This window comes from Cellvibrio sp. PSBB023, from assembly GCF_002007605.1.
GTDB lineage: Bacteria > Pseudomonadota > Gammaproteobacteria > Pseudomonadales > Cellvibrionaceae > Cellvibrio.
Map to the genome: position 1 here is coordinate 923,960 of NZ_CP019799.1, position 21,003 is coordinate 944,962.

Annotated in this window: 20 protein-coding genes; 16 read left to right on the forward strand and 4 right to left on the reverse strand. The window is 48.6% G+C overall.

Features of this window, described 5'->3' with window-relative positions; genetic code table 11:
* The first annotated feature begins 56 nt into the window (after window positions 1–56).
* The 7 genes from B0D95_RS04190 (at window position 57) to B0D95_RS04220 (ending at window position 6,137) form a co-directional block, all read left to right on the forward strand.
* On the forward strand, window positions 57–1,208 hold the full coding sequence (locus B0D95_RS04190; RefSeq protein ID WP_078042727.1) for a chemotaxis response regulator protein-glutamate methylesterase: 1,152 nt from the start codon (window positions 57–59) through the stop codon (window positions 1,206–1,208).
* Complete coding sequence (locus tag B0D95_RS04195) at window positions 1,208–1,957, forward strand: flagellar motor protein (RefSeq protein ID WP_078042728.1); 750 nt, start codon at window positions 1,208–1,210, stop codon at window positions 1,955–1,957. The genes B0D95_RS04190 and B0D95_RS04195 overlap by 1 nt, the downstream gene beginning before the upstream one ends.
* Window positions 1,958–1,971: 14 nt before the next feature.
* Complete coding sequence (gene motD / locus B0D95_RS04200) at window positions 1,972–2,853, forward strand: flagellar motor protein MotD (protein ID WP_078042729.1); 882 nt, start codon at window positions 1,972–1,974, stop codon at window positions 2,851–2,853.
* A 313-nt stretch (window positions 2,854–3,166) separates the two neighbouring features.
* The gene (locus tag B0D95_RS04205) at window positions 3,167–4,003 is read left to right on the forward strand and encodes a ParA family protein (protein ID WP_078042730.1); all 837 of its coding nucleotides are present in this window, start codon (window positions 3,167–3,169) and stop codon (window positions 4,001–4,003) included.
* Window positions 4,000–5,058, forward strand: coding sequence for a chemotaxis protein CheW (locus B0D95_RS04210; protein WP_078042731.1), 1,059 nt, complete (start codon window positions 4,000–4,002; stop codon window positions 5,056–5,058). Before B0D95_RS04205 ends, B0D95_RS04210 begins: the two co-directional genes overlap by 4 nt.
* A 145-nt stretch (window positions 5,059–5,203) precedes the next feature.
* The gene (locus B0D95_RS04215) at window positions 5,204–5,689 is read left to right on the forward strand and encodes a chemotaxis protein CheW (protein WP_078042732.1); all 486 of its coding nucleotides are present in this window, start codon (window positions 5,204–5,206) and stop codon (window positions 5,687–5,689) included.
* Window positions 5,690–5,753: 64 nt separating this feature from the next.
* On the forward strand, window positions 5,754–6,137 hold the full coding sequence (locus B0D95_RS04220) for a DUF2802 domain-containing protein (RefSeq protein ID WP_078042733.1): 384 nt from the start codon (window positions 5,754–5,756) through the stop codon (window positions 6,135–6,137).
* Window positions 6,138–6,248: 111 nt separating this feature from the next.
* On the opposite strand, the gene B0D95_RS04225 is transcribed toward B0D95_RS04220, so the two are convergent.
* The 4 genes from B0D95_RS04225 to B0D95_RS04240 form a co-directional block, all read right to left on the reverse strand.
* Window positions 6,249–7,001 carry a YciK family oxidoreductase gene (locus B0D95_RS04225; RefSeq protein WP_078042734.1) on the reverse strand — a complete coding sequence of 251 codons (753 nt, stop codon included), beginning with the start codon at window positions 6,999–7,001 and terminating at the stop codon, window positions 6,249–6,251.
* 45 nt (window positions 7,002–7,046) lie between these two features.
* Complete coding sequence (locus tag B0D95_RS04230; protein WP_371453129.1) at window positions 7,047–7,718, reverse strand: HAD family hydrolase; 672 nt, start codon at window positions 7,716–7,718, stop codon at window positions 7,047–7,049.
* Between the two features lie 14 nt (window positions 7,719–7,732).
* Complete coding sequence (gene ubiG, locus B0D95_RS04235; protein ID WP_078042736.1) at window positions 7,733–8,437, reverse strand: bifunctional 2-polyprenyl-6-hydroxyphenol methylase/3-demethylubiquinol 3-O-methyltransferase UbiG; 705 nt, start codon at window positions 8,435–8,437, stop codon at window positions 7,733–7,735.
* Window positions 8,438–8,514: 77 nt separating this feature from the next.
* A complete protein-coding gene (locus B0D95_RS04240) occupies window positions 8,515–9,852 on the reverse strand; it encodes a TRZ/ATZ family hydrolase (protein WP_078042737.1) in 1,338 nt (445 codons plus the stop codon).
* A gap of 356 nt (window positions 9,853–10,208) precedes the next feature.
* On the opposite strand from B0D95_RS04240, the gene gyrA reads away from it, so the two are divergent.
* From gyrA to B0D95_RS04285, 9 genes are all read left to right on the forward strand, one after another.
* Window positions 10,209–12,863, forward strand: a complete 2,655-nt coding sequence (gene gyrA, locus B0D95_RS04245) for a DNA gyrase subunit A (protein WP_078042738.1) — start codon at window positions 10,209–10,211, stop codon at window positions 12,861–12,863.
* Window positions 12,864–12,878: 15 nt separating this feature from the next.
* Complete coding sequence (gene pheA, locus B0D95_RS04250) at window positions 12,879–13,988, forward strand: prephenate dehydratase (RefSeq protein WP_078042739.1); 1,110 nt, start codon at window positions 12,879–12,881, stop codon at window positions 13,986–13,988.
* A gap of 6 nt (window positions 13,989–13,994) precedes the next feature.
* Window positions 13,995–14,909, forward strand: coding sequence for a prephenate dehydrogenase/arogenate dehydrogenase family protein (locus B0D95_RS04255; protein ID WP_078042740.1), 915 nt, complete (start codon window positions 13,995–13,997; stop codon window positions 14,907–14,909).
* A gap of 142 nt (window positions 14,910–15,051) precedes the next feature.
* Window positions 15,052–15,960: a sulfate adenylyltransferase subunit CysD gene (gene cysD / locus B0D95_RS04260; protein WP_078042741.1), complete on the forward strand. Its 909-nt coding sequence runs from the start codon at window positions 15,052–15,054 to the stop codon at window positions 15,958–15,960.
* A gap of 69 nt (window positions 15,961–16,029) precedes the next feature.
* Window positions 16,030–17,451: a sulfate adenylyltransferase subunit CysN gene (cysN, locus tag B0D95_RS04265; RefSeq protein WP_078042742.1), complete on the forward strand. Its 1,422-nt coding sequence runs from the start codon at window positions 16,030–16,032 to the stop codon at window positions 17,449–17,451.
* Window positions 17,452–17,659: 208 nt separating this feature from the next.
* Window positions 17,660–17,974, forward strand: a complete 315-nt coding sequence (locus B0D95_RS21100) for a ComEA family DNA-binding protein (RefSeq protein WP_078042743.1) — start codon at window positions 17,660–17,662, stop codon at window positions 17,972–17,974.
* Window positions 17,975–18,085: 111 nt separating this feature from the next.
* The gene (gene pyrF / locus B0D95_RS04275) at window positions 18,086–18,793 is read left to right on the forward strand and encodes an orotidine-5'-phosphate decarboxylase (RefSeq protein WP_078042744.1); all 708 of its coding nucleotides are present in this window, start codon (window positions 18,086–18,088) and stop codon (window positions 18,791–18,793) included.
* A 30-nt stretch (window positions 18,794–18,823) separates the two neighbouring features.
* Window positions 18,824–19,501 carry a (d)CMP kinase gene (gene cmk, locus B0D95_RS04280; RefSeq protein WP_078042745.1) on the forward strand — a complete coding sequence of 226 codons (678 nt, stop codon included), beginning with the start codon at window positions 18,824–18,826 and terminating at the stop codon, window positions 19,499–19,501.
* A gap of 136 nt (window positions 19,502–19,637) precedes the next feature.
* Window positions 19,638–20,990 (forward strand): phosphomannomutase, encoded by a 1,353-nt coding sequence (locus B0D95_RS04285; RefSeq protein ID WP_078042746.1) that lies wholly within the window; start codon window positions 19,638–19,640, stop codon window positions 20,988–20,990.
* Window positions 20,991–21,003 lie beyond the last annotated feature (13 nt).

The following is a 21,003-nucleotide window of genomic DNA, read 5'->3' on the forward strand; positions in this document are numbered from 1 at the left end:
ATTAATACTCCAGCTGAAATTCTGTTCAATATTTTTCCCCTTGCGGAGTGCGATAGATGCCTTTCCGGGTATTAGTGGTTGATGATTCAAATTTCTTTCAGCATCGGTTGAAAGATATTATTAATGAGCACCCGGAATTAAAAGTTGTTGGCATAGCAAGTAATGGTCGCGAAGCTGTCGATAAGGCAGCAGAGCTCAAGCCTGACATTATCACCATGGATTTTGAAATGCCGGTGATGGATGGGGTGACGGCGATCAAGCACATTATGTCCAATCGCCGTGTGCCTATTTTAATGTTCTCCTCGCTGACCTACGAAGGTGCCAAGATTACCCTTGATGCGCTGGCTGCTGGTGCGCTCGATTTTATTCCTAAAGATTTTGCAGAAGTCTCCCGTAATTCCGAGGTGCTCAAGAGAAAACTGCATGAGCGTTTGATTACGCTCGCCAGTTCGGGCAGCCGTAGCGTTGTGCCACCCTTGGCAACAATGACTCCGCCCTCGACACCTGCACCAACCGTGGCTACCCCGTCATCATTTAAGCCTATTGCATCGCCCGCCCCGACAACGGCTACCCGCGCTATACCTACTGTGCCGGATGAGCCGGTCAAGACATCGGGTGCGGATAATTATCGCCTCAAAAACAAACCCAAAATTCTTGTTATAGGCGCCTCCACGGGGGGGCCTGTCGCCTTGGCGGAAGTATTGATAGCTTTGCCTGCGAACTTTCCTTTGCCGATTGTGTTGGTGCAACACATGCCTGAGAACTTTACCAAGGCATTTGCTGAGCGCCTTAATAAGCAGTGCCATATTCGTGTACGCGAAGCGGTGGATGGCGATCAATTGCAACCCGGCTTGGCGCTACTTGCTCCAGGTGGTAAACAACTGATGCTCGATAAGCGCAATGGCGGCTCAGTGCGTGTATTGCCTGATGATGAGCGTGTTAATTACAAGCCCTCACTGGATATTACCTTCGGATCGGCGGCAAATAATTATGGCGATAAAGTATTGGGCGTCGTATTAACCGGCATGGGTTCGGATGGTTGTAACGGTGCGCGTTTATTGAAAGATGCCGGTTCATCGCTCTGGTCACAAGATGAAGCCAGCTGTGTGATTTACGGTATGCCCATGGCTGTTGCGCGTGCCGGTTTGACCGACAAAGTACTGAGCCTGAAAGAAATCGGGCCGCGCTTGGTGAGAGAGGTTATGTAATGGATCTCCTCAGTATTATTGGTGTCATTATCGCCTTCGCCGCCATTATTGGCGGTAATTTTCTGGAAGGCGGTGGCCTTGGAACCCTGCTGAATGGTCCTGCAGCTTTTATCGTTGTGGGTGGCACCTTGGGTGCGGCGATGTTGCAAACGTCCAAAGTCAATTTGCGTCGTGCACTGAAAATTGTGGTGTGGGTTTTTAAGCCGCCCTATGTGCCCTTCAAGCAAGGTATTTCCAATATCGTGCGTTGGGCCGCTGCTGCGCGTAAGGATGGCTTGTTAGGACTGGAAGAAATTTCCGAGCGCGAAAAAGATAAGTTCGCAAAAAAAGGTCTGCAACTGTTGGTGGATGGTAATGAGCCGGAAGTGATTCGCCGCATTTTGGAAACGGATTTAATTGTTAATGAACAGCGCGATTTTGACGCGATTAAATTTTACGAATCCATGGGCGGCTACGCGCCCACCATTGGTATTATCGGCGCTGTGATGGGTTTGATTCATGTGATGAATAACCTGGCTGATCCGGCAACCCTCGGGCCAGGCATTGCCATCGCGTTTGTTGCGACTATTTATGGTGTGGCATTGGCAAACCTGGTGTTTATTCCTATCGCCAATAAATTGCGTATGTGCGTGAATGAAAACTCCCAATACCGCGAACTGATTATTGAAGGCATTATTGCCATTGCTGATGGCGAGAATCCGCGCTCGATTGAAATGAAACTAAACGGTTATTTACATCCGATTAACTGATAAGTAACGCGCTTATGGTTCGCCGCAGAAGAGAAGACATTCATGTAAACCACGAGCGTTGGCTGATTTCCTATGCTGACTTCATTACCTTATTGTTTGCTTTTTTTGTGGTCATGTATTCCATCTCCCAAGTGAATGACAGTAAGTACCGTGTGTTGTCAGACACTTTCATTGAAGCTTTTCATCGCCCGACTGATTCCCAGACAAACAAAGAACCTGTCGATCAAACAGCCCCTTCCAGTGATCTGATTTCGCCTATTGATATGGGCAAAGCCACCCGCGATGTAGAGCAGATCAACGAGCAGGTGCCGCAAATTATTGATAACTCCCAAGGGGCAGCCAGTGCTCCAGCGATTGAACCCAATACGCCGGTAAAAACCAGCGATGAGCTCACGCAGATTTCTGATTTAGTGACGGAAAAGTTCGCCCCGCTAATCAGCGAGCAGCTTATTCAGGTATCCAGCAATGAGTTGTGGCTTCAAATTGAGTTGAAAGACAGCATTCTTTTTTCATCCGGCAGTGCCGATACCAGTGAACAGGCACGTAAAATCTTCGATGAAATTGCCGCTATATTGGGCAGCTATTCAAATCCGGTGCAGGTTGAAGGCTTTACCGACAATGTTCCCATCAATAGTGCAAAGTATCCCACCAACTGGGAGCTATCCACCGCACGTGCCAGTGCTATTGTGAAACACCTGGCTTCCAAAGGTGTGGCGCCTGAACGGTTGTCTGCAGTGGGTTATGGGGAGTACCAGCCTGTTGCGCCCAACGATTCTGAACAGGGGCGGGCGCAGAATCGCCGCGTCACTATTATGATTGCCAAACGCAAAATGGATCGCCCCAAAGCGCGCCTTGATCAGCCTGTCACGTCAGCATCTACCTCTTCCAATCAATAGCGACAAACTCCCTTGTTTTTCTGCACCGGCAACCCTATTGCGCCGCAATAAACTGCCGCTATATAGGCTAGGGTTTATCAATTGACTTGCAGTTGCCGCCCGCTGGGCAATACTTAGAATCCTGTGATTAAAAAATGATCTTTCCTGGATTCTGATTGGCACAATGGTGATTGGCATGTGTGTTGATAAAAGCGACAATATCCTGCGATGTTACGAGTGGAATCCTGTGTGCCATAGTAATTGGGCACAAACTTTGCTTTTGTCGCTGTAATAAACGATGTGACTGGCGTTTGACGCTGGCGAGGGTTGAATTGTGCGTGTTATAGCAATAGCGAATCAAAAGGGTGGTGTGGGCAAAACCACCACTACTGTATCTCTCGGAGGGCTAATCGCCTCTACCGGAAAGCGCGTTTTATTGCTGGATATAGACCCCCACGGTTCACTGTCTACCTATTTTCGTCAGGATCCTGACACTCAGGTCTTGAGTAGCTATACCCTGTTTCAGGAACGTAAAAATCTATCGCGTGAATCTGTTTCCCGGTTAATTTTGCCTACTGAGTATCCCAACCTGAGTTTGATTTCATCCACGACAGCGCTCGCTACGTTGGAGCGTCAAGCCATAGGTCAGGATGGTATGGGCTTGGTGCTGAGTCGTGCCTTGGCCTTAATTGCTGATGATTACGATTATGTCCTTATCGATACGCCACCATTGTTAGGGGTATTGATGGTGAATGCGCTGGCTGCTTGCCAGTATCTGGTTATTCCGGTGCAAACCGAGTTCCTGGCGCTTAAAGGCCTGGAGCGCATGGTGAATACCCTCAATATGATGTCGCGCTCGCGCAAAAAAGCGCTTGATTACACGATTGTTCCCGTGATGTTCGATCGCCGCACCCAGGCTTCGGTGACCAGCTTGCGGACGATTCGCAATACCTACCCGGCGCAAGCCTGGCCTGGGCATGTACCTATAGATACCCGTTTCCGCGATGCCAGCAAGGCAGGTGTTCCGCCCCATTTGTTTGATTCCACCAGTCGCGGTGTGGAGGCCTATATGGCTCTCTGGCATTGGCTTGAGAAGAAAATTCGCGCTGATGAGTTGCAAACCCAATCAGCACCTATGGCAGTCATTAGTAAGGCTGGTGTGGTGTCGTGACCAATCGTAAAACGCCTGAAGGCGACATAGAGTCACCGGATGTGAGCTTAAGTCATTATTTTGATGACTTGCTCGGCATTGGTGATGCGATTGATGAAGCCTTCGCGGCAGTGGAGGCGCGTCCAGTGCCTGTTGCTGCCAATTCTGGTTTGGCGCGCGTTGTTAATTTACCAACAAAAAAAAATCCCCCGGAAAAGCCCAAAAAAGCTCAGGCAACGCTTTCATCCAAACCCCGTTCGCTGACCAAAAATGAGGTCAAGCGTACCGAGCTTGCAGAACCCGAGTTAGTACAGACTCCTGAACAAAAGCAACAGCTTGAAAAGTTGTTGCAATCGGTTAGTGCCCAGCTGTTGGTCGAGGCGCCAGTTGTTGAACTTCCTTCGGTGGAGCTGGTTGCTGAGCCACAGGCAGAAACCAAAACCCGGTTTGTGGTGGATGCTGAAGAAATTCAGGAATGGGATATTGGCACCTCTGCAGATGTTATTGTCGATTCTCCTGTGGAATCTCCCGTTGAAATTACTCTCTCAGATACTGAATCCGATACCGTCCAATTTAAAATGGAAGGGTTGGAGTGGCTGGAAAATGGCAGGCCGCAATGGGCGCAATCGCGTTTTGATGTATTGTTGTTTAAAGTAGCCGGGCTGACGTTGGCCGTGCCATTGATATCCCTTGGGCAAATCCAGCCATTGACCGATGAGTTAACTCCTTTGTTTGGTCAAGCGGACTGGTTTATGGGATTGCAGCCGACACCGGCAGGGAAAATACGCACGGTGAATACCGCCAAATTTGTGATGCCGGAACGTTATGACGACGTCTTTTTGCAAACCGCACGCTATGTGATGTCAATTAACGGCGTCCCATGGGGGTTGGCAGTAGATTCGGTAAACCAACCCATCACCCTGCAGCCGGATGATGTGAAATGGCGTGGCGACAGGGGCAAGCGCCCCTGGCTTGCGGGTACAGTCAAAGAGCATATGTGCGCACTGCTGGATATTCCGCGCATAGGCCAAATGCTGATTGAGGCAGATAAAAATTTTGCCTCTGCCCGTGGTTAGCCATACACCTGCCTGGCTAAGCGAATGTAATACATCGCTTTTTCTATGAAAAACAAAAGTGGCGTAGGAAAAGGCATCGGCTATAGTTATAGCGACATTGACACGATTTACTGCCGCAAACCGGCAGCCTAGAGGAATATTAAAGATGGCAACTGATGCAGCAAAAAATAAGAGCACTGATGATCCCGTATTGCAGTGGGTTACCTTTCGTTTGGATGGTGAGACTTACGGCATCAATGTAATGCAGGTGCAGGAAGTGCTGCGCTATTCGGAAATTGCCCCGGTACCTGGCGCGCCATCCTATGTACTGGGTATTATCAATTTGCGCGGTAATGTGGTGACAGTCATTGATACCCGTCATCGCTTTAACCTGTCCAGCGGGGAGATTACAGACAACACCCGTATTGTGATTATAGAAACTGATCGCCATGTCATTGGCATTTTGGTGGATAGCGTTGCTGAAGTGGTTTACTTGCGTCAATCCGAAATTGAAATGGCGCCCAATGTTGGCAATGAAGAAAGCGCAAAATTCATCCAGGGTGTCTGCCACAAAAACAATGAATTACTGATTTTGATTGATCTGAACAAGTTGCTGACCAGTGAAGAGTGGTCAGAGCTGGAAGATATTTAAATCCCTTGTTGCCCGGATCGTCTAGAATGCCGCCATTGATGGATGCCAGTGCAGAGAGTAACTCATGACCTTGGTGGAAACAGGATTGCTGGCAAGCCTGCTAATCAGCCTTATTGCGTTGGTGTTTGCTTTAATCAGTTTGCGCCGTGTGCGGCAGCAGGCTCGCGAAACTGAAAAGCTGATTCACAAACTCATGCGTGATGTGGCTGCTTCCAGCAGTGGTTCGGTTGGCATGGGGCAACGGCTTCTGGCAATGGAAAAGCGTTTGCAGTCTGATGTTAAAAAGACGGAAAAAATCGACTATTACAATGACGATGAGTTCCAGCCTTATTCACAAGCGGCGCAAATGTTCAAAATGGGAATGGACTGCGATGAAGTGGCACGCCGTTGCGGCTTGTCACGCGCGGAAGCCTCGCTGCTGGAAATGATGCAGAAATCGAGTCGTTAAAGCCTCAGCGCTAATCCATGAGCGACAATAAACACAAAAAAGGCGATCACAAGATCGCCTTTTTTATTGCACTATTTTCAGCGTTATTGCCGCCTGGATAGTAGTGGAGTGTCAGGGTTGATATTGAAATGAATTACCACTAATACCCACAGAATCATCACTCATTAAATACACATAAGCAGGCATGAGTTTCTCAGGTGTTTTGACGCTTTCCGGGTCTTCTGCCGGATAAGCGGCAGCGCGCATTTCAGTGCGTGTGGCGCCGGGGTTGATGCTGTTAGTGCGGATGCGTGTTGCGCCTTCCAGCTCATCATGTAGGGTTTGCATAAAGTTTTCAGCCGCGGCTTTAGAGGCGGCATAAGCCCCCCAGAACGCGCGTCCTTTAAAGGCGACACTGGAGCTGGTGAAGAGGATGCTGGCGTTGTCGGCACGTTCCAGTAGTGGCAATAATGCTTGGGTCATCATAAAGGGCGCGTTTGCATTCACCTGCATACAGCGTTGCCACGCGCTCACCGAATAATTGCTGATGGGTGTGCGCTCACCTAAATCGGCAGCATTGTGTAGCAGTCCATCCAATCGCCCAAAAGTATCTTCTAGCGCGTTGCACATATCGTCGTAATCTTTTTCTACAGCGCTTTCAAAATTGATGGGGTAAATCGCGGGCTGAGGATGGCCAGCGGCTTCAATTTCGTCGTAAACCGCTTCCAATTTGCTCATGGTTCTACCGCACAAAACAACGGTGGCGCCACAGGCTGCGAATGTTTTAGCGGCGCATCGGCCAATTCCGGCTCCGGCACCGGTGATCACAATGATTTTGCCCTGTAGTGCATCGGGTTTGAGTGTGTAATCAGATGGAATTTGCATAGGAATATCTTCGTTTGGTTTGCAGCAACGGTGTCTGACAGTTGCTTACAAGTGCTTTTCAATAATAGGCCAGATTTCATCGGCGTGATTAACGCAGTAATCAGCATGCCAATCAGCGGCGCTATCGCCCTCATCCAAATACCCATAGGCTGCAGCGATAGTGATACTGCCTGCGCCTTTGCCACAATCGATATCGCGCTTGTGGTCACCGATATAAATGATTTCCTGCGGTGTACAACCCAGCTGTTTGCTCGCCAGGAACAGGGATTCAGGGTCAGGCTTGCTATGCGCAACATGGTCGGGGCAAATCACACTCACGGGAGCCGGTTGTATATCCAGCGCTGACATCAGGGGCAGGGTATAGGCGGCAGGTTTGTTGGTGGCAATTCCCCAGGCGATGTGTTTGTCTGCCAGTTTATCCAGCAGCGATGAGATGCCGGGAAATGGTTTGGTGTAGACCGCAATATGGTCGAGATAAAGTTGCAGCAAACGCTGGCGCAAATGCTCAAATTGCGGATCTTGGTCATCAATACCAAACGCCAGTTTGATCAGGGCTTTGGAGCCGTTGGATACCCCGGCGCGAATCGTTTCCGGGGCTAATGCATCGCGGCCTTCTTCCACCAGCAATTGATTAACAACGACGATAAAGTCCGGCGCTGTATCCAACAAGGTGCCATCCAGATCAAACATAACGGCACGAATTTTTTGCTTCATCATTTACTGACCTTTTGTTAATCACTCACTTTTTTGGCATGCATTAAATAATTCACGCTGACATCATTCGGGTTGAGTTTGTAATGTTTGGTGATGGGGTTATAGGTCATGCCGGTCATGGATTGCAACTCAAGGCCGGCGGCGCGTAACCATTGGGCCAGTTCGGACGGGCGGATGAACTTGCTGTATTCGTGCGTACCTTTGGGGAGCAGTTTTAAAATATATTCGGCGCCAACAATGGCGAAGGCATAGGATTTTGGGTTGCGGTTAATAGTGGAAAAATACACATCGCCACCGTTTTTGACGAGTTGGGCACAGGCGCGAACAACCGATGCCGGGTCGGGCACGTGTTCCAGCATTTCCATGCAAGTAACTACATCAAATGCGCCGGGCATTTGCGCTGCTTTGTCTTCCGCGGTGATTTGTTCGTAGGTCAATTCAACACCGCTTTCCAGAGCATGCAAGCGTGCAACGGCCAGTGGTGCTTCGCCCATATCAATACCGGTGACTTGTGCGCCGCGCTGCGCCAGTGACTCCGCCAAAATGCCGCCGCCGCAACCCACATCAATCAACTTGCGTTGAGCAACCGGTGAGCGCTCATCGATAAAGTTGGCGCGCAAGGGATTTATGTCATGTAGCGGTTTAAATTCGCTGTTTTTATCCCACCAGCGGCTGGCAAGTGCTTCAAATTTTGCAATTTCAGCAGTATCGACATTGGCCATAATCTGTTCCGTCTGTTTTCAGTGATAAATTTTCAGTGATAAAGAGTAGGGTGATTGTCCGAGTGTTGGATCAACCCTCAAAGCGCTGTAATTTGTTTGCGCCACCAGTTGGCTTTGCCCAGAATTTCGCGCTCATTCAGTGTTTGTAGAAGACGATTAGCCAGCAGGACTTTACCTTCTACCCATACGTGAGTCACTGCGTTTCCTGCATGGGTGTACACCAGTTGTGATGCCGGGTTGTACACTGGCTGCATAGCTAAATCGCCCAGATCTACGGCGGTAATGTCGGCCGATTTACCCACTTCAAGACTGCCGATGACATCTTCCATGCCCAGTGCTTTGGCGCCGTTCAAGGTGGCCAGGCGCAGTGCGCTGTGCGCATCCAGTGCGGCGGCATTGCCTGCAACGGCTTTTGCCAATAGCGCCGCTGTTTTTAACTCGCTGAACAGGTTCAGGTCATTATTACTGGCGGCACCATCGGTTCCCAGTGCAACATTAATGTTTGCCCTGAGTAACTTGTCGACCGGGCAAAAACCACTTGCCAGTTTTAAGTTGGATTCCGGGCAGTGGATCACATGGGCACCACTGTCTTGCAGCAATTTGATGTCAGTCTCATCAATTTGCGTCATGTGTACACATTGGGTCAGCGGGGATAATAGCCCTAAATCCATCATGCGTTGGCTGGGGCGTCGCCCGTATTGTGCGAGGGAGTCGCTAACCTCCTGCGCGGTTTCATGCAAATGTATATGAATTGGCATGTCCATTTCTTGCGCTAGAACAGCAATCTTATGCAGCGGTGTATCAGAGACGGTGTAAGGCGCGTGGGGGCCAAAGGCAATGTTGATCAGGTGATTACCCCGAAAGTTGTCATGCAGGCTCAAGCCTTTGTTGAGGTAATCATCTGGCCCCATACCCCATGCCGTGGGGAAGTCCAGTATGGGAAAGGCGAGCTGGCAGCGCACCTGGGCGTCCAGACAGGCTTGGGCGGCCTGTTCGGGGTAGAAATACATATCCGCAAAACAGGTAGTTCCGCTTTTTATCATCTCGGCCAAAGCAAGCTCGGTGCCGTCGCGTACAAAATCTTCGCTAACCCAGCGGCTTTCGGCGGGCCAGATATGGTCGTTCAGCCAGGTATGGAGCGGTTGGTCATCGGCATAACCTCGCAGCAGGCTCATGGCGGCGTGCCCGTGCGCATTTACCAATCCTGGGATCAGTACGTGGCTACTCAGGGTCACCGTTTCTCTGGCGATATAGCGGCGATCAACTTCTTCGTGGGGAAGAAGGGCGAGTATTTGGCCTTTATCTATAGCAATAGCGCAGTTTTCCAAGACTCGATTGGCCGGTACCACGGGGATAATCCAGCGCGCTTTGATAATCAAATCGATGTTATTAAGGTTCACGGCAGAAGTCGGCATAGAGAATGAATGGCTGGGTGATCATGCAAAAAAGGGCGCCCAGTATACTGCAAAGGCTGGTTTCAACTAGGGCTCATTTAGGCATCCACCTGCATGCTTGTCGATTTGGGGCTAATTGAGAAAAACCCGTGTAATTTCATAGGGAAAGGAAATGGCCGGAGTGCCTATCTGTTGGAATTTATGCTACCATCGCGGCCCTGAAACAAGCGTTAGGCGCATTTTTAGCCAACCCGCTACTAGGGTAGCTGTTTTTGCTTTTAACCGATTTAGCGCCGTAATAGAGCCCATCCGCCGAATTGCCCGCTACCAGCAATCACCATAACCAAAGCTTTAATAAAAAGGAAAGCTGTCATCCCATGGTCGAATTCGCCAAAGAAATATCACCGGTAAGTATCGAAGACGAACTCAAACAGTCCTACCTTGATTACGCCATGAGCGTAATTGTTGGCCGTGCCTTGCCCGATGTGCGCGATGGTTTGAAGCCCGTGCATCGTCGTGTGCTGTTTGCGATGAGCGAACTTAACAACGATTGGAATAAGCCTTACAAGAAATCTGCCCGTGTGGTGGGTGATGTAATCGGTAAATACCATCCCCACGGTGATACAGCGGTATACGACACCATCGTCCGTATGGCTCAGCCATTTTCCTTGCGTTATATGTTGGTTGATGGCCAAGGCAACTTTGGTTCGGTGGACGGTGACCGCGCGGCGGCCATGCGTTATACCGAAATCCGTATGGCAAAAATTGCCCATGACTTGCTGGCAGACCTGGATAAAGAAACCGTCGACTTTGTGCCTAACTATGATGGCACCGAGCAAATCCCTGCGGTTATGCCGACTCGTATTCCCAACCTGTTGGTCAATGGCTCCTCGGGTATCGCCGTTGGTATGGCGACCAACATTCCTCCGCACAACCTGAAAGAGGTTGTTCAGGGCTGTTTGGAGCTGATTAATAACCCGGATATCACCATTGATGAACTCATGGAGTTTATCCCTGGGCCGGATTTCCCGACGGGCGCCATCATTAATGGTCGTGCTGGCATTGTGCAGGCTTATCGCACCGGTCGCGGCAGTATTATCGTACGCGCCAAGGCAGAGATTGAGCGTGACGAAAAAACGGGTCGTGAAACCATCATCATTCACGAAATTCCCTACCAATTGAATAAGGCGCGTTTGATTGAGCGCATTGCCGAGTTGGTAAAAGAAAAGAAAATTGAAGGCATTAGCGAACTGCGCGATGAGTCCGACAAAGACGGTATGCGCATCGTTATTGAAGTTAAAAAGAGTGAAGCGGCAGATGTGCTGCTGAATAATCTCTACGCCCAAACCCAGTTGCAAACCACCTTTGGTGTCAACATCGTTGCGCTGGATGACGGCCAACCAAAAATTCTCAACCTCAAGCAGCTGCTCGAAGCGTTTGTTAAGCATCGCCGCGAAGTGGTTACGCGTCGCACCGTATATTTGCTGCGCAAAGCGCGCGAGCGTGGCCACATTTTGGAAGGCTTGGCGGTTGCGATCTCCAATATTGATGAAGTTATCGCGCTGATTAAAAACTCTGCATCACCTGCAGAAGCAAAAGACAGTTTGATGGGCCGCGGTTGGAATGCTGCCGAAATGGCGCCTTATCTGGAGCGTGCTGGTGAAGATGCCTGCCGCCCTGAAGATTTGGGTGCTGAGTTTGGTATGCGTGATGGACATTATTATTTATCAGCAGCGCAAGCACAGGCCATCCTTGAATTACGTTTACATCGCTTGACTGGAATGGAGCACGACAAGCTGCTCGCTGAATACGACGAAAAATTAATCCAGATAGCAGAGTTCCTCGAAATTCTTGGCAATGCGCTGCGCTTGATGGAAGTTATCCGTGAAGAATTAACGCAAGTTATTAATGACTACGGTGATAAGCGCCGCACCGAAATTGTTGCTTCGACGCTCGATTTGACCACTGAAGATCTAATCAATGTTGAAGATCGCGTTGTGACTATTTCTCACGGTGGTTATGCGAAGAGCCAGCCGTTGGATGATTATCAGGCCCAGCGTCGCGGCGGTATGGGCAAATCTGCTACCGCGGTGAAAGACGAAGATTATGTTCAGCACTTATTGATCGCCAGCACACACGATACAGTGTTGTTGTTCACCAACGCCGGTAAGGTGTATTGGCTGAAGGTTTACATGATTCCTGTTGCCGGTCGCCAGTCGCGTGGCCGTCCGGTAATCAATTTGTTGCCGTCGCTGGAAGAGGGTGAACGCATTACCTCGATCTTACCGGTGAAATCTTACGACGACGACAAATTTATCTTTATGACTACCGCTAACGGTACTGTGAAGAAAACTGCGCTCACGCAATTCTCGCGTCAACGCAGCGTCGGTTTGCGTGCAATTGAATTGGATGAGGGCGATACCTTGGTGGGCACAGCTATCACCAATGGTTCATGCGATGTCATCCTGTTCTCAAGCTCGGGTAAGGCGGCGCGCTTCCGTGAGTCACAAGTGCGTGCAATGGGCCGTACCTCGCGCGGTGTGCGCGGTATTCGTTTGGCTGAAGGCCAACGTGTAGTCGGCATGGTTATACCGATGGAAAATGGTCAGGTATTAACCGTGAGCGAAAATGGTTATGGCAAGCGTACTGAAGTGGGCGAATTCCCGGCCAAAGGCCGTGGCTCGCAAGGTGTGATCGGCATGCAAACGACCGAGCGTAATGGCCAGTTGGTTGGCGCAGTGCAGGTGTTTGATGGCGAAGAAATCATGCTGATTTCTGATCAAGGCACCATGGTTCGTACCCGTGTGGATGAGGTCTCCGTATTGAGTCGTAACACCCAAGGGGTGCGCCTGATCAAACTGAAAGATGGCGAACGCATGCAAGGCTTGGAGCGCATTGAAGAAAGCGCTGATGAAAACGCCAAGCGTGAGTTAGCTCGCGCCGAAGGCGATGATGCTGATGTGTTGGCTGATGATGGTGTTGCGGATGAGGTAATTGATGATACCTCGGGCGACGACGCTGTTGATGAATAATTGGCGAGTTTAGCTATGTCAATCGAACAAACGGAAGCTGAAAAATTATCGGCATTACGCATCAAGATTGATGCGATCGATGAGGAAATTGGTCGCCTTATTTCTGCGCGCGCCGAATGCGCGCAGGAAGTCGCCGATGTAAAAAAGGCCAATCTTCCGGCTGATGCTGACATCCTTTTTTATCGCCCCGAGCGTGAAGCCCAGGTGTTGCGCAAAGCAATGGAGCGCAACAAAGGGCCGCTAAGCAATGAAGAAATGGCACGTTTGTTCCGTGAGATCATGTCTGCTTGTCTGGCGCTCGAAAACCCCATCAAAGTGGCTTACCTCGGGCCTGAAGGTACATTTACCCAGCAGGCTGCGTTAAAGCATTTTGGTCATTCAGCCATTGCCATACCTTTTTCTGCTATAGATGAGGTGTTTCGAGAAGTTGAGGCCGGTGCTGTTAATTATGGTGTCGTACCTGTAGAAAACTCCACCGAAGGTGTGGTTAATCACACCCTTGATAACTTTATGGGCTCCAATCTCAAAATATGTGGCGAAGTTGAGTTGCGTATTCACCATAATTTGATGGTGTCTGATGTGACTAACACCAGCAGTATTTCGCGTATTTATTCCCACTCACAATCTCTGGCGCAGTGCCGCAAGTGGTTGGATGCGCATTATCCAAAAGCAGAGCGTATTGCGGTTAACAGTAACGCCGAAGCTGCAAAGCGCCTTAAAGGTGAGTGGAATGCGGCGGCAATTGCCGGTTCCATGGCAGCAGACTTGTACGGTTTGAAGTTGATTGCCGAAAAAATTGAAGACCAACCGGATAACTCCACACGTTTTCTTATTATTGGCAAACAGTCTGTGCCACAAAGCGGTGTAGATAAAACCTCCATCGTCGTTGCGATGCGTAATGAACCGGGGGCGCTGCACAATTTGCTGGAGCCGTTTCATCGTCACAATATCGACTTGACCCGTGTGGAAACACGACCATCCCGTACCGGCGCATGGACTTATGTCTTCTTTATTGATTTTGTGGGGCATGTTGATGAGCCACTTATCAGCGATGTCATGAAAGAAGTTGCCAGCCGCTGCGCTGATTTAAAGTTGCTTGGCTCATACCCTAAAGCGGTTTTGTAATTCGTTATGTCGCAACCTTTGATCAATAAGTTTGTTGTTGTGGGTATCGGTCTTATTGGTGGTAGCCTCGCAACAGGTTTAACCCAGCGCGGTGCTTGTGCCGAAGTCATTGGTATCGCGCGCAAACCAGAAACCTGCGACGAGGCCGTCGCTCGCGGTGTGGTCGCTCGTGCTTATACCTCATTGCGTGATGTGGCGAGCGAGCTGGGTAAGGGGGATGTTATTTTTATCTCCGTACCCACTTTATCTGTCACCGCCGTGTTACAGGAAATAAAGGATTTTATTTCACCGGATGTAACTATTACCGATGGCGCCAGTGTAAAAGGCAGCGTGCAGCGTGCAGCAGAACAAGTCTTTGGCGTGATTCCTCCCCAGCTTGTTCTCGGGCACCCGATTGCTGGTTCGGAAAAGAGTGGCGTTACGGCCGCTAATCCTAACCTCTATGAAAACCATCGCGTTATCCTCACCCCATTTTCCAATACCAGCGCACAGGATTTGGCTTTGGTGTCTGCTATGTGGCAAGCCGTGGGTGCTGAAGTATTAACCATGTCGGTGGAAGAGCATGATGAAGTTCTGGGGGCGACCAGCCATCTCCCGCATGTAATTGCCTATTCACTGGTGGATACCTTGGCGCAGGATATTCATAACCCGAATATTTTTCGTTATGCCGCAGGTGGTTTTCGCGATTTTACCCGCATTGCATCCAGTGATCCGGTGATGTGGCATGACATCATGCGTGCTAATAAAGTTGCGATTTTGCAATCCATGGATTTGTTTATCGACAACCTCTCGCGTTTGCGTAGCAGCATCGAGCATGAGGATAGCGATTACTTGCTGAAAGTATTTAGCCGGGCAAAAGAAGCCCGTGATGAATTTACTGTGATGCTGGCACAGCGCCAGGTATCCACCAAAAAGGAATAGTTTGTTTTTTCACCAAACTATTGGGAATAACCTTAGAAACAATTAGTCATTAAACCTTGCGTCGCGGCTCTATATAATCACTGTTGTTTTTTAAACACTTGTGTCCATTTGCCAACGCTGAACCCAATCTGGTAACTATTGAATGTCAAACTACAACTTGACTCACCTCAAGCAGCTTGAAGCTGAAAGTATCCATATTATCCGCGAAGTAGCTGCTGAATTTGACAAGCCTGTCATGCTCTACTCGGTGGGTAAAGACTCTGCCGTCATGATGCACCTAACAATGAAGGCATTCTTTCCCGGTAAGCCACCATTTCCTATGCTGCATGTGGATACCACATGGAAATTCCGCGAAATGATTGAATTTCGCGATCAGCGCATTAAAGAATTAGGTTGGGATTTGATTGTTCATATCAACCAGGAGGGGGTTGATATGGGGGTTGGTCCATTTACCCATGGCAGTGCCAAACACACTGACATCATGAAAACCCAGGGCTTGAAGCAAGCGCTGAATAAGTATGGTTTTGATGCTGCTTTTGGCGGTGCCCGTCGCGATGAAGAGAAGTCGCGTGCGAAAGAGCGCGTTTATTCATTCCGCGACAAAAACCATCGTTGGGATCCCAAAAATCAGCGCCCTGAATTGTGGAATATCTACAACGGCCGTGTTGATAAAGGTGAAAGCATTCGTGTGTTCCCCTTATCAAACTGGACTGAGTTGGATATATGGCAGTACATCCATTTGGAAAATATCCCTATCGTGCCTCTGTATTTTGCGGCCAAGCGTCCGGTGGTAGAACGCGATGGCACTTTGATCATGGTTGATGATGATCGTATGCCCATAGGTCCAAACGACAAAGTCGAAGAAAAAATGGTGCGCTTCCGTACATTGGGCTGCTATCCATTGACGGGTGCCGTCGAATCAGAAGCGACAACACTGCCGGAAATTATCCAGGAAATGTTGCTTACAACCACCTCTGAGCGCCAAGGTCGCGTGATTGATCACGACAGCTCGGGCTCCATGGAAAAGAAAAAACAAGAAGGTTATTTCTAGTCGCGCTACTTGCTGTGCGCATAAACACTTTCTGAATTACTGAATTTTACTGATACGAAAGAGATTCCTATGAGTCATCAGTCTGAACTGATTGCACAAGATATCAACGCTTATCTTGCTCAACACGAACAAAAAGAACTGCTGCGTTTTCTCACCTGCGGCAGTGTTGATGATGGTAAAAGTACATTGATTGGCCGTTTGCTGCACGACTCCAAAATGATTTATGAAGATCAGTTGGAAGCGATTCGCTCCGATAGCGTGAAGCACGGAACCACAGGCGAAAAGATTGATTTGGCGCTCTTGGTTGATGGTTTACAAGCCGAACGTGAGCAGGGCATTACCATCGATGTGGCATACCGTTATTTTTCTACCGCGAAGCGTAAATTTATTATTGCCGACACTCCCGGCCATGAGCAGTACACGCGCAACATGGCGACAGGTGCATCCACATGCGATTTGGCAATTATATTAATTGATGCCCGCTACGGTGTTGTAACACAAACTCGTCGCCATAGTTATATTGCCTCGTTGTTGGGTATTAAGCACATTGTTGTTGCTGTAAACAAAATGGACTTATTGGGCTTTGATCAATCGGTGTTTGAAAAAATCAAACAGGACTATTTGGACTTTGCCGTTAAGTTGGGTATGAACAATGTGATGTTTGTGCCTATTTCTGCGTTGGATGGTGACAATGTGGTGAATCGCTCAGAGCGTTCGCCTTGGTACACCGGCCAGACATTGATGGAAATTTTTGAGTCAGTGCCAATTGCCGGCGATAAAAACTACACAGATTTCCGCTTTCCTGTGCAATACGTCAATCGTCCCAATCTGGATTTCCGTGGTTTTTGTGGCAATGTTGCATCGGGCGTTGTGCGTGTTGGCGATGAGGTACGAGTGCTGCCATCAGGCAAAACCAGTGTTGTAAAATCGATTGTGACTTATGACGGTGATTTGCAAGAGGCATTTACAGGTCAAGCCGTCACTTTGACCCTAACCACAGAAGTGGATGTCAGTCGCGGTGATATGCTGGTTCTGGCAAAAGATACCGTTCCTCAATCCAATCACTTGAAAGCACACATTGTGTGGATGGCTGAAAAGGCAACAAAAGCCAATTCAGAATATTTGTTCAAATTTGCCAGTAAATTAGTCAGTGGTGTGATTGAGTCAATCGATTACCGCGTTGATGTAAATACCCAAGAGCACTCCCAGGTTGAGCAGCTTCAGTTAAATGATATTGCCGTTGTTGATTTAGTGCTGACCCAGCCGGTTGTTGCAGATAAGTACACCAACAACAGGGCGACAGGTGCTTTTATTGTTATCGATCGCTTAACGAATATCACAGTAGGTGCCGGTATGGTCGTGGAGCAGTTGGAGGCTACTGAAGAGAGCACTGCGTCCTACAGTGATTTTGAACTCGAATTAAATGCGCTGATTCGCAAACACTTTCCTCATTGGGGAGCTGCTGATTTGAAAACGTTGCTATCAAAGTAATAGGGCGGATTCCTTAGTGCGTTGATTTTATTAAGCCCGCAATAGCGGGCCTTTTTATGAGATCTGGTTCCAGTTTTGAGTGTTCTATGGGCAATATCGCACATGATAATTGGATGATGTCGGCTGTTCTGCTGCCGTGATGCTATTTATCGTATCGCCGCACACTCTTGATTGGGGTGTGTTATCAATAATCTTACAAGGAGTTCTTATGAAAAATTTTCTTTCCCTTCTCGCCGTTTTAACCTTGGGCTTTGTTTCCACCTTCGCCATTGCTGCCGATTCCGCGCCGAATGTAACTCCAACTGTCAAGTCACAGGCTGTGGCAGAACAGGGAGCTGTTAACATTAATACTGCTGATGTGGCTGAGTTGACCAAACTCAAAGGTATTGGTGTTAAAAAGGCAGAGGCAATCGTTGCCTGGCGCACAGAGAATGGCGCATTCAAAAGTGTGGACCAGTTGCTTGAGGTGAAAGGTATCGGCGAAGCGACGTTGTCGCTGAATCGGGAAAACATCCGCATATAATTTCAATTGGCAGCTCTATCCGATGGGCTAACCAATGAAGTTTGTGGTATTTTTTGTTTTAATAGAGGCCCAGCATTTAGCTGGGCTTTTTGTTGTCTATGAGGCTAAGAAATGTCTGTTTACGGTCCAAGAATTGTTGTCGCCATGGATTTTGATAATGCCGAGCAATGTATTGCCATGGCGAAGCGACTGTCTCCCAAGGATTGCCGTTTAAAGGTGGGGAAAGAACTGTTTACTGCCTGTGGGCCTCGGATCGTTGAGCAGTTAATGGTACTTGGTTTTGACGTGTTCCTCGATCTCAAATTCCATGATATTCCCAATACCACCGCCAAGGCGGTTAAAGCTGCTGCCGAGTTGGGCGTTTGGATGGTCAATGTCCATGCGTCGGGCGGTGAGCGCATGATGACGGCTGCACGTGAAATATTAGAACAGCGTTCAGGTCAGCGACCGCTGCTGATTGCAGTGACTGTCCTGACCAGTATGGATGCTGTTGATTTGGCGGGTGTAGGAATCGATCGATCGCCAGAGGAACATGTAATGATGTTGGCACAATTAACCCAACGCTGTGGGCTGGATGGTATTGTGTGTTCAGCTCAGGAGTCCAGTGTGATGCGTACACGCTTCGGCACAGACTTTTGTTTGGTTACACCAGGTATTCGTTTGGATTCTTCTCCTGCCGACGACCAGCGTCGTACCTTGACGCCATCCGCTGCCATTGCGGCGGGTAGCAGCTATTTGGTTATTGGCCGGCCTATTACCCAGTCACCAGATCCTGTTGCTACATGTCAGTCTATTATCCAGTCATTACATACTATTTGATTGCTCCCGTTTTTATCAGCAGGTTTCCCAATGGATACAGATTTACCAGTTGTTATTACTATCGATGGGCCAAGTGGAGCAGGTAAGGGCACTCTGAGCCAAATGTTGGCCAGCTATACGGGGTACCATCTGCTGGATAGTGGCGCACTTTATCGTCTCGTCGCTCTTGCTGCATTGAATAGCGGTGTGGATTTGAATAACGAACAGTTGGTGGCGCAAATAGCGTCGACGCTGGATGTGGTTTTTAAGGTGTCGGGAAACAAGACGACTATTTTATTGGTTGGGCGAGATGTGACCTCCGCGATTCGCCAGGAGTCAGTCAGTATGGCAGCGTCACAGATTGCTGCTTATCCCGCCGTTCGCGCTGCATTGTTGGAGCGCCAGCGTGAGTTTGCAGTGCTTCCCGGGTTGATTGCCGATGGCAGGGACATGGGAACTACAGTATTTCCTGCGGCACAAACAAAGCTCTTTCTCACCGCCAGTGCGGAAGCAAGAGCTGAGCGACGTTATAAACAGTTGATCGCAAAAGGTGATCCTGTCGAGATGACCTCATTAATTAAAGATATCCAAGAGCGCGATGAGAGAGACTCCAATCGTGCCGTGTCTCCGCTTCGTCCCGCAGAGGATGCGATTGTTATTGATAGTACATCAATGACAATTGAGCAGGTTTTCGCCAAAATGCTGGCGGCTATTGGTCATCGCACATAGTTTATTGACCTCGCGTCAACAAACGGTAAGAATGCTTTACTATATTTAACAGTAGTCTCCTTGATGGGATTGCGCAGATAACAATGTTTTCAAAACATACACAGTGGGCTCCTGAAAATATCAAGTGAGATTCAGAATGCCCCTAACTTGCTTCAAAGCTTATGATATTCGTGGAAAATTGGGTGAAGAGCTCAATGAAGATATTGCGTACCGGATTGGCCGCGCCTACGCGCAGTTTTTAAGCCCCAAAGTCGTTGTAGTGGGTGGCGATGTTCGGCTCACCAGCAATTCACTCAAACTTGCTCTTGGCAATGGTTTGCGTGACGAGGGGGTCGATGTTCTTGATATAGGCATGAGTGGAACAGAAGAGATTTATTTTGCAGTCAGTCATCTACAAGTTGATGGTGGGATAGAGATCACGGCAAGTCATAACCCTATTGATTACAACGGCATGAAATTGGTTCGCGAGAATTCCAGACCAATCAGTGGTGATACAGGGCTAAATCAAATCAAGGTGCTTGCTGAGGCCAATAAGTTTCTCCCTGTTAATCCTGCTGCCAGGGGTGAGCTGCGTGAAGTCAGTATTGTCGATGAGTATATAAAGCATCTTCTGAAGTATGTAGATGTCTCGGAGTTAAAGCCATTGCGTTTGGTTGTGAATGCGGGCAATGGTGCAGCTGGTCATGTCATTGATGCACTGGAAAAATATTTACCCTTTGAATTTATCAAGATCAACCATGAGCCAAATGGTGCATTTCCTAACGGCATCCCAAATCCCTTATTAATTGAAAATAGGGCTGCTACGGCAGATGCTGTTATCGCTCACAAGGCAGACATGGGAATCGCATGGGATGGTGATTTTGACCGCTGTTTCTTATTTGATGAGACAGGAGCATTTACAGAGGGTTATTACATCGTTGGTTTGTTGGCTGAAGCTTTTTTGCATAAAAATCCGGGTGCAAAAATCATTCATGACCCGCGCTTGACATGGAATACCATCGATATAGTTGGTGGTAATGCAGGTCACGCAGTTCAATCAAAAACGGGGCATGCTTTTATTAAAGAGCGTATGCGCGCAGAGGATGCAATATATGGTGGTGAGATGAGTGCTCATCACTATTTTAAAGACTTCTTTTATTGTGATAGTGGGATGATTCCCTGGTTGCTTGTGTGTGAGCTGGTGTCGCACAAAGGGCGGCCCTTGTCTTCCCTGCTTAAGGATAGAATTGAAAAATTTCCGTCGCCCGGTGAAATTAATGTGCATGTGCCTGATGCTCAGCAGGCAATAGAAAGGGTTTTTCAGCATTATGGCGAGGAGGTAAATGCTGTTGACAGAACGGATGGTATCAGTATGGAATTCGATGCATGGCGCTTTAATCTGCGTATGTCAAATACCGAGCCAGTGGTTCGTTTAAATTTGGAAAGCCGTGCTGATAAGGATTTGCTTCATCAAAAAACAATAGAAATACTTAATTTACTCAACAGTTAAAAACATACTCTTC

Coding starts and splice junctions, on each gene's coding strand:
- gyrA (WP_078042738.1), top strand. CDS start 10,209: ATGGTCGAATTCGCCAAAGAAATATCACCGGTAAGTATCGAAGACGAA.
- motD (WP_078042729.1), top strand. CDS start 1,972: ATGGTTCGCCGCAGAAGAGAAGACATTCATGTAAACCACGAGCGTTGG.
- cysD (WP_078042741.1), top strand. CDS start 15,052: ATGTCAAACTACAACTTGACTCACCTCAAGCAGCTTGAAGCTGAAAGT.
- pyrF (WP_078042744.1), top strand. CDS start 18,086: ATGTCTGTTTACGGTCCAAGAATTGTTGTCGCCATGGATTTTGATAAT.
- B0D95_RS04195 (WP_078042728.1), top strand. CDS start 1,208: ATGGATCTCCTCAGTATTATTGGTGTCATTATCGCCTTCGCCGCCATT.
- cysN (WP_078042742.1), top strand. CDS start 16,030: ATGAGTCATCAGTCTGAACTGATTGCACAAGATATCAACGCTTATCTT.
- B0D95_RS04215 (WP_078042732.1), top strand. CDS start 5,204: ATGGCAACTGATGCAGCAAAAAATAAGAGCACTGATGATCCCGTATTG.
- B0D95_RS04255 (WP_078042740.1), top strand. CDS start 13,995: ATGTCGCAACCTTTGATCAATAAGTTTGTTGTTGTGGGTATCGGTCTT.
- B0D95_RS04240 (WP_078042737.1), bottom strand. CDS start 9,852: ATGCCGACTTCTGCCGTGAACCTTAATAACATCGATTTGATTATCAAA.
- B0D95_RS04230 (WP_371453129.1), bottom strand. CDS start 7,718: ATGATGAAGCAAAAAATTCGTGCCGTTATGTTTGATCTGGATGGCACC.
- ubiG (WP_078042736.1), bottom strand. CDS start 8,437: ATGGCCAATGTCGATACTGCTGAAATTGCAAAATTTGAAGCACTTGCC.
- pheA (WP_078042739.1), top strand. CDS start 12,879: ATGTCAATCGAACAAACGGAAGCTGAAAAATTATCGGCATTACGCATC.
- B0D95_RS04225 (WP_078042734.1), bottom strand. CDS start 7,001: ATGCAAATTCCATCTGATTACACACTCAAACCCGATGCACTACAGGGC.
- B0D95_RS04285 (WP_078042746.1), top strand. CDS start 19,638: ATGCCCCTAACTTGCTTCAAAGCTTATGATATTCGTGGAAAATTGGGT.
- B0D95_RS04220 (WP_078042733.1), top strand. CDS start 5,754: ATGACCTTGGTGGAAACAGGATTGCTGGCAAGCCTGCTAATCAGCCTT.
- B0D95_RS04190 (WP_078042727.1), top strand. CDS start 57: ATGCCTTTCCGGGTATTAGTGGTTGATGATTCAAATTTCTTTCAGCAT.
- cmk (WP_078042745.1), top strand. CDS start 18,824: ATGGATACAGATTTACCAGTTGTTATTACTATCGATGGGCCAAGTGGA.
- B0D95_RS21100 (WP_078042743.1), top strand. CDS start 17,660: ATGAAAAATTTTCTTTCCCTTCTCGCCGTTTTAACCTTGGGCTTTGTT.